The organism is Modestobacter sp. KNN46-3, from assembly GCF_011039295.1.
Map to the genome: position 1 here is coordinate 1 of NZ_JAAKGN010000232.1, position 5,493 is coordinate 5,493.

General features: G+C 75.9%; 6 protein-coding genes. All 6 read right to left on the reverse strand.

The genetic code is table 11. From position 1 onward, the window contains the following. Positions 1 to 25 precede the first annotated feature (25 nt). Genes G5C62_RS28800 through G5C62_RS25360 form a run of 6 tightly spaced genes read right to left on the reverse strand, consistent with a single transcriptional unit; the run spans position 26 to position 5,396 of the window. On the reverse strand, positions 26 to 562 hold the full coding sequence (locus G5C62_RS28800) for a flagellar hook assembly protein FlgD (RefSeq protein ID WP_164703190.1): 537 nt from the start codon (positions 560 to 562) through the stop codon (positions 26 to 28). A gap of 15 nt (positions 563 to 577) precedes the next feature. Next, on the reverse strand, positions 578 to 2,020 hold the full coding sequence (locus tag G5C62_RS25340) for a flagellar hook-length control protein FliK (protein ID WP_164703191.1): 1,443 nt from the start codon (positions 2,018 to 2,020) through the stop codon (positions 578 to 580). Continuing rightward, complete coding sequence (locus tag G5C62_RS25345) at positions 2,017 to 2,967, reverse strand: transglycosylase SLT domain-containing protein (RefSeq protein ID WP_164703192.1); 951 nt, start codon at positions 2,965 to 2,967, stop codon at positions 2,017 to 2,019. Before G5C62_RS25345 ends, G5C62_RS25340 begins: the two co-directional genes overlap by 4 nt. After that, complete coding sequence (locus G5C62_RS25350) at positions 2,955 to 3,410, reverse strand: flagellar FliJ family protein (RefSeq protein ID WP_164703193.1); 456 nt, start codon at positions 3,408 to 3,410, stop codon at positions 2,955 to 2,957. Before G5C62_RS25350 ends, G5C62_RS25345 begins: the two co-directional genes overlap by 13 nt. A 10-nt stretch (positions 3,411 to 3,420) precedes the next feature. Further along, positions 3,421 to 4,749, reverse strand: a complete 1,329-nt coding sequence (locus tag G5C62_RS25355; RefSeq protein WP_164703194.1) for a FliI/YscN family ATPase — start codon at positions 4,747 to 4,749, stop codon at positions 3,421 to 3,423. Then, positions 4,746 to 5,396 carry a FliH/SctL family protein gene (locus G5C62_RS25360; RefSeq protein ID WP_164703195.1) on the reverse strand — a complete coding sequence of 217 codons (651 nt, stop codon included), beginning with the start codon at positions 5,394 to 5,396 and terminating at the stop codon, positions 4,746 to 4,748. The genes G5C62_RS25355 and G5C62_RS25360 overlap by 4 nt, the downstream gene beginning before the upstream one ends. Positions 5,397 to 5,493: the final 97 nt, after the last annotated feature.

Consider the following 5,493-nt stretch of genomic DNA (forward strand, 5'->3'; position numbering starts at 1 on the left):
TGACCAAGGTCGGCAACGAGCAGCTCTACACCCGGGCCGGCTCCTTCGACACCGACGGCGTCGGCAACCTGGTCACCCCCGACGGGGAGAAGCTGCAGGGCTGGATGGCCAACGCGCTCGGGGTGGTGGCGGGGGTGTCGACCTCGGGGACGGTGATCTCGGTGATCCGGCCCAGCGGGACGGCCTTGTCGCCGACCACGGCCCGGGGCTCGGTGCCCGCGGTGACGATGACGGAGGAGACGGCGCCGGTGACGGTCGTGCCGTCGTCGGCGGTGTAGGCCACGTGCTTGCCGACGAGCGCACCGGCGCTCAGCGAGCGCTGCAGGGTGAGCAGCTCGGCGTTCTGCTTGGCGATCTCCTCGAGCTTCTCCACCTGGGTGAAGGTCGCGGTCTGCGCCATGAACTCGCTGCTGCTGGTCGGGTTGCTCGGATCCTGGAACCGCATCTGGGCGACCAGCAGCTTGAGGAAGGTGTCCTTGCCCATCTGGTCCTTGCGGTCGACCGAGGGGCTGGCCGTGCTCATCGAGGTGCCGACGGTGCCGGTGATCGAGGGGGTGGTCATCGAACGGTCTCCAGATCAGACGCGGACGTCCACGCCGGCTGACGTGGACTGGTCGGCGGCTCGCGCGGCACTGCCGGGGCCGAGGTGGTCGGGGGTCTGCCCGCCGCGGCGGGAGCCGCCCTGCTGGTCCGGCTGACCGGACCGGCCCTGCTGGTCGGCCCGGGCGTCGAAGAGCTCCTGCGCGGTCCGCGTGCCGGAGCCGGCGTTGCCGCTGTCCGCACCGACCTCGACCCGGCCGGTGGTCAGGCCGGCGCCGTCGAGCTCGCGGCGCAGGTCGGGCAGGGCGTCCAGCAGTGCCTGCCGACCGGCCTCGTGGGCCCCGTGCAGGGTCACCTCCAGGACGCCGCGGGTGACGGTGACCTGGACGGACACCGGGCCCAGGTCGTCCGGGGTGAGCACCACCGTCATCGTCTGGCTGCCGTCCGGGGCGTTCTGCAGGACGGCGAGCTGGCGGCCGAGCTGGGCGGCGACGGGGGTCTCTGCGGGAGCCGGCACCGGTGCGCCGGTGACGGCGACCGGCGTGGTGGTGGCCGACGTCGGGCCGGGGACGGTGAACACGGCGTCGGTCTCGGCGGCCGACGGGGCGACCCCGGTGGTCGCCGCAGTCGCGGTGGGCTCGTCCCCGGTGGTCCCCGACCCGGTGTCGGCGGTGTCGGCGGCACCGCCGGCGGTGGGCAGCGGCACCGGCGCCCCGACGCCGTCGGTCGAGGTCGCCGGGCCGGCCCCGGGCGCGGACCCGGCGGTCGGACCAGCCGCGGCCGGGGTGACGAGCGGGTCGACGACGACGGTGAGCCCGGCGACCTCGACCAGCGCCGCGGCGGCAGCTGCGGCCGGCCCGGCCGTGGCAGTGGCAGCGGGGACGGGCGAGGTGGACACGTCGGGCGCGGTGGCCGGCGGCACGACCGCGGACACGGGGACGCCCGGGAGGGGGACCGAGCCGTCGACGGCCTGCCCGGTGCCGGTCACGACGCCGATCAGGCCGGCCGCGGCGGACGCCGTCCCGAGGCCGGCGGTCGGCTCGGCGGTCAGGGGGGCGGCGGCGGCCAGCAGCGCCCACAGCCCGGGCTGCAGCGGCACCGGCACCGGCGGAGCGGCGGCGACGGTGTCGGTGCCGGCGTCGGTGGCCTCCGCCGCAGCGTCGTCCGCCGGTGCGTCGACGTCGGCGGCCGGCGCCTGGGCCGGCCGGTCGGGGCGGTCGACGGCCGGGCGGTCGCGCCGGTCGACGGCCGGGCGGTCGGGCGACCGGACGGCGGACCGGTCCGAGGCGCGCTCGGCCGCGCGGTCGTCGGCCCGCTCGGACGACCGGGACGGTGCGCGCTCGCTGCCGAGCGCGTCGTCGAGGGCGCTGGCGAAGGCCGGTGCCCGGTCGCTGCCGGAGGACCGGCCGACGGAGCCGGGGGTGGCCGCACCGGAGCGGGCCGGGGCCGAGATCACCGGCAGGGTGGTCGTGCTGGTCATGCGTAGGCCTCCGCGGCTCTGGTGACCTTCTGGACGTAGGACTGCGTCTCGGCGTAGGGCGGGATGCCGCCGTGGCGCTGCACCGTGCCCGGGCCGGCGTTGTAGGCGGCGAGCGCCAGTTCGGTGGAGCCGAACTGCTTGGTCAGCTGGCTCAGGTAGCGGGCGGCGCCGTCGATCGAGGACGCCGGGTCGGTGGCGTCCACGCCGAGCCCCTTGGCGGTGGCGGGCATGAACTGCATCAGCCCGGTGGCGCCCGCGGACGACACGGCCGAGCTGTTGAAGCCGGACTCGGTCTTGGCGACCGCGGCCAGCAGGGCGGGGGAGACCCCGTGCCGGGCGCCGGCCTGGGTGAACAGGTCGGCGTACGGCACCCCGGCGAGGCCGCCGCCGGCAGCTGCGGTGACCGGCGAGGTGGTCGTGCTCTCCGGCAGCACCCGACGGATGAGGGTCGGGTTGCCGACGTCCTGCACCTTGACCACGTCGCCCGCCTGCGGGGCGGCGATCATCTTGCCGCCGCCGATGTAGAGCCCGACGTGGTCGATGCCCGGCCGGGAGGACGTGTTGTCGAAGAACACCAGGTCGCCGGGTTGGGCCTCGGCCAGGGAGGCGACCGGCCGGCCGGCGGTGGCCTGCTGGGACGACGTGCGCGGGATGCTGATGCCGAGGTCGGCGTAGACCCGCTGGGTGAAGCCCGAGCAGTCCAGCCCGGTCGCCGGGTCGGTGCCGCCCCACTTGTAGGGGACGCCGAGGTACTTGGTGGCCGCACCGACGACCTCGGCGCCGGTGCCGGTCGCTGCGGTGGTCGCCGCGGTGGCGCTCGTGGGGCTGCTGCCGGTGAGGCCGGCGGCGGAGGCCGCGCTGGTCCAGGCGGCGTTCTGGGTCACCGGGGGTGCGAAGCGTGCCTGGATCTGCCCGATCCGGCTGTGCACCGCGGTCAGTCCGTCCACGTCGTCTCCTCCCTGCTCGTCCGGGTGGTGCTGTGCTGGCGGGTGACCAGGTCGTCGACCACCCGTTCCTCGGCCGCGTCGGCGGCCGCCTGCAGGGCCGCCACGTGCCGCTCGCGCAGCCGTTCGAGCCCCTTGGTGCGCTGTGCGGCGGCGGTCCACCGGGCGCGGACCAGTTCCGCCTGCTCGGCGCGTGCGACGGCCACTGACCGTGCAGCAGACACATCGGCAGCCGCGGCGGCCGATGCGACCATCGCGGCGATGAAGGCCGCGCCGGTGGGGTGCCCGGGCAGCGCGCGCCGGGTCAGTGCGGCGGCGTCGCGCTCGACGCGCTCGGCCGCCTCGGTCGCCTCGCGGGCGGCCTGGGCCGAGGCGAGCGCGGCGGCCCGCTCCTCGGTCCGGCGCAGCTTCAGCACCGGTTCCAGCCGGAAGGCCGGCTGCTTCACCGCGGGTCGCTCACGCCGTGGTGGCGATCGCGTGCAGTCGGGCGAACGCCTCGGGGGTCGAGGTCGGGTCGTCCACGGCCTGCCGCAGGAAGGCGTCGATCTGCGGCACCAGCCGGCGGGCCCGGTCGACGAGCGGGTCGGAGCCGCTCTGGTAGGCGCCGATCTCGATCAGCTCCCGCACGTCGCGCAGGGCCGCCATCATCCGGCGGACCTCCCGGGCGTCGGTCATCTGCGGCGACGGGACGATCGTGGTGGCGACCCGGGAGATCGACTCCAGCACGTCGATGGCCGGGAAGTGCCCGGCGGTGGCGAGCTTGCGGGTGAGCACGACGTGCCCGTCGAGGATCGACCGGGCGGTGTCGGCGATCGGCTCGTTGTGGTCGTCGCCCTCCACCAGCACGGTGTAGAGGCCGGTGATCGAGCCGGTGGTGGACGTGCCCGCCTTCTCCAGCAGCTTCGGCATCATCGCGAAGACGCTCGGCGGGTACCCGCGGGTGGCCGGTGGCTCGCCGGCGGAGAGCCCGACCTCGCGCTGGGCCATCGCGGTGCGGGTGATCGAGTCCATCATCAGCAGCACGTCGCGGCCCTGGTCGCGGAAGCCCTCGGCGATCCGGGTGGCGACGAACGCCGCCTTCAACCGCACCAGCGGTGGCTCGTCGGAGGTGGCGACGACGACGACGGTGCTCGCCATCCCCTCCGGGCCGAGGTCCTCCTCGAGGAACTCGCGGACCTCGCGGCCACGCTCACCGATCAGCCCGATCACGCGCACGTCGGCGTCGGTGCCCCGGGTGATCTGGCTCATCAGCGTCGACTTGCCGACGCCGGACCCGGCGAAGATGCCCAGCCGCTGGCCGCGGCCGACCGGGACGAGGGTGTCCAGGGCCCGGACGCCGGTGGCGAGCTGCCGGCTGACCCGCGCCCGGGTCAGCGCGTTGGGCGTCTGGCTGGTGAGGTCGACGTACCGGATCGCGTTGCCCAGCGGCGGGCCGCCGTCCATCGGCCGGCCGAGCCCGTCGAGCACCCGGCCGAGCAGCGCCTCGCCCACCGGCACCTGCAGGGGCATGCCGGTGGCCCGCACCCGGGCGCCGGAGCGGACACCGGAGAGGTCGCCCAGCGGCATGCAGGTGAGCCGGTCCCGCTGCACGGCGACCACCTCGGCCAGCAGCGGCTGGGGGCCGGTGCGGACCTCGACCAGGTCGCCGACGGCCGCCGAGACGCCCTCGACCGAGAGGGTGAGGCCCATCGCCCCGGTGACGATGCCGGTGAGCTGGGGACGAGCCGCAGCCCGAGCCCTGTCGATCAAGTCGTTCCTGTCCAGCGCGTCGACGGTGGTCCTCACGAGCGGAGCACCTCGCGGACGCGGTCGAGCGCCGCGCTCAGCTGGGCGTCGACCCGCTGGGCGCCGGCCTCGGCCACGGCGCCGGCCCGCTCGACGGCGTCGTCACCGCGGACGGTGACCGACGCCGGCAGCTGGGCCAACGCCTCGGCCGGGACCTCGGCGAGGTCGTCGGGGTGCAGCCGGACGACGACCGGCACGTCGTCGGGGCACAGGGTCATGGCCCGGCGCAACGCGTCCAGGCCGGGCTCCGCGGCCACGGCCAGTTCGCGGCCGAACAGGTCGCCGACCAGGATGACGACGGCGTCCAGGATGTTGTCCCGCAGCTCGTCGACCACCGGGGCGGCGGTGCCGTCCAGCCGCTCGGCGGCGGCGCCCATGGCCGCGGTGGCCGAGGCCAGTCGGCGCTCCCAGCGGGCCTGCACCTCGGCGAGCCGCTCCTCGGCGGCCTGCTCGGCCGCGCGGACGACCTGCTCGGCGGCGACCAGGCCCTCGGCGTGGCCGGCGGCCCAGCCCTCCCGGCGGGCCTCCGCCCGCAGTCGGGCCAGCTGCTCGGCGTAGACCTCGCCCAGCCGGAGCCCGACCCGGGCGGTGGCGGCCTGGTCGCTGTGCGCCGCCGTCGGGCTGGGCGAGGAGAAGGCCGACGGCATCCTCTCCCGGCTTAACGTCGTCTACACCGAACTGCCCTTCGCCTCGCTGCGCAACAGCGACGTCCGGCAGCTGGTCACCTTCCTCAAGGACGAGCAC

Excerpts from the sequence above, each read along its gene's own strand:
- G5C62_RS28800 (WP_164703190.1), bottom strand. The coding sequence starts at position 562 with ATGACCACCCCCTCGATCACCGGCACCGTCGGCACCTCGATGAGCACG.
- G5C62_RS25340 (WP_164703191.1), bottom strand. The coding sequence starts at position 2,020 with ATGACCAGCACGACCACCCTGCCGGTGATCTCGGCCCCGGCCCGCTCC.
- G5C62_RS25360 (WP_164703195.1), bottom strand. The coding sequence starts at position 5,396 with ATGCCGTCGGCCTTCTCCTCGCCCAGCCCGACGGCGGCGCACAGCGAC.